1 protein-coding gene is annotated in these 1,617 nt (G+C 39.8%); it reads left to right on the top strand.

Annotated features, from left to right (window positions below; all coding sequences use genetic code 11):
- The first annotated feature begins 279 nt into the window (after nt 1-279).
- Nucleotides 280-1,491, top strand: coding sequence for an IS110 family transposase (locus T498_RS0109795; RefSeq protein WP_028235751.1), 1,212 nt, complete (start codon nt 280-282; stop codon nt 1,489-1,491).
- Nucleotides 1,492-1,617: the final 126 nt, after the last annotated feature.

Raw genomic sequence — 1,617 nt, 5'->3', positions numbered from 1 at the left:
TCTACTACAATATATTTATGGTTAATACCCCTTACAGCCAGTAAGGAATTATCCATCTTGTTGCTTAGCTGTATAATGGTGGAGCAATCGGTATGTCGGCCTTCCTTCTTGGACTTAGCGTCCGTTAAATAGACTGATAACCAGCTCCTCATTTGCAGCGTTCGTTTTATGCAGGTTGAACTGCCTTGGGTACGTTCGTGTCACACCACAGTAGATAGAATAGGCAATGAGTAAAACTGGTACTTATCCATTGCAATAATCTTAAGGAGTGACAAATTTATGAACGCAGTAGGTATCGATGTTTCTAAGGGAAAAAGTATGGTTGCAATCATGAGACCTTTCGGTGAGATTGTTTCTTCTCCCTTTGAAATAAAACACACATCCAGTGACATCACTTCATTAATTGAACTCATCAATTCTGTTGAAGGTGAATCCCGCATCGTTATGGAACACACAGGGCGCTATTACGAGGCTCTTGCCCACGAACTTTCAGCGGCAAATCTTTTTGTTAGCGCTGTTAATCCTAAACTCATAAAGGACTTTGATAACGATTCTCTTCGCAAAGTCAAATCAGACAAAGCTGATTCTGTTAAGATTGCCCGTTATGCGCTTGACAAGTGGCAAAACCTAAAACAGTATAGTGTTATGGATGAGTTACGAATTCAACTTAAAACTATGAATCGTCAGTTTGGTTTCTACATGAAACACAAAACCGCTATGAAGAATAATCTTATCGGCATCCTTGATCAGACCTATCCTGGAGTAAACTCTTACTTTGATAGCCCTGCTCGAAGTGATGGCAGCCAAAAATGGGTTGATTTCGCTTCAACTTACTGGCATGTGGATTGTGTTCGTAAAATGTCTCTTAACGCATTTATTGACCATTATCAAAAATGGTGTAAACGCAAGAAGTACAACTTCAGCCAATCAAAAGCTGAAGAAATCTATGGAAAAGCAAAGGAACTTGTTCCTGTACTTCCAAAAGACGAAATAACCAAACTAATAATCAAACAAGCTGTAGATCAGCTTAATAGTGCATCAACCACCGTCGAAGAGTTACGCACACTAATGAATGAGACAGCTTCAAAACTTCCAGAATATTCAATCGTGATGAATATGAAAGGGGTAGGTCCATCATTAGGTCCTCAGCTTATGGCTGAAATCGGTGATGTGAGCAGATTCACTCACAAGGGTGCTATCACTGCATTTGCGGGTGTTGACCCTGGCGTAAACGAATCTGGAACCTATGAGCAACGAAGTGTTCCCACTTCTAAAAGAGGCTCCGCCAATTTACGAAAAACCCTCTTTCAGGTAATGGATGTACTCATCAAAACCATGCCACAGGACGATCCTGTTTATCAGTTCTTAGATAAGAAACGGGCACAAGGCAAGCCTTACTATGTCTATATGACAGCCGGTGCAAACAAGTTTCTAAGAATCTACTATGGACGAGTGAAAGAATACTTAGCCACTCTTCCAGAATCGAATTAATCTCAATCAATAAAACTATTCAGACCAGCACTGGTTGTGGTGGTCTTATTTTGATACCTTCTTTTCAACCTGTATAAAAATTTCATTGTTCTTTAATTTAGCCTTGACTTTTTATTTGCAGGCTAT

The organism is Pseudobutyrivibrio sp. MD2005, from assembly GCF_000621865.1.
Lineage (GTDB): Bacteria > Bacillota > Clostridia > Lachnospirales > Lachnospiraceae > Pseudobutyrivibrio.
The sequence above is the reverse complement of the archived record's forward strand: the minus strand, read 5'-3'. Positions and strand labels throughout refer to the sequence as shown.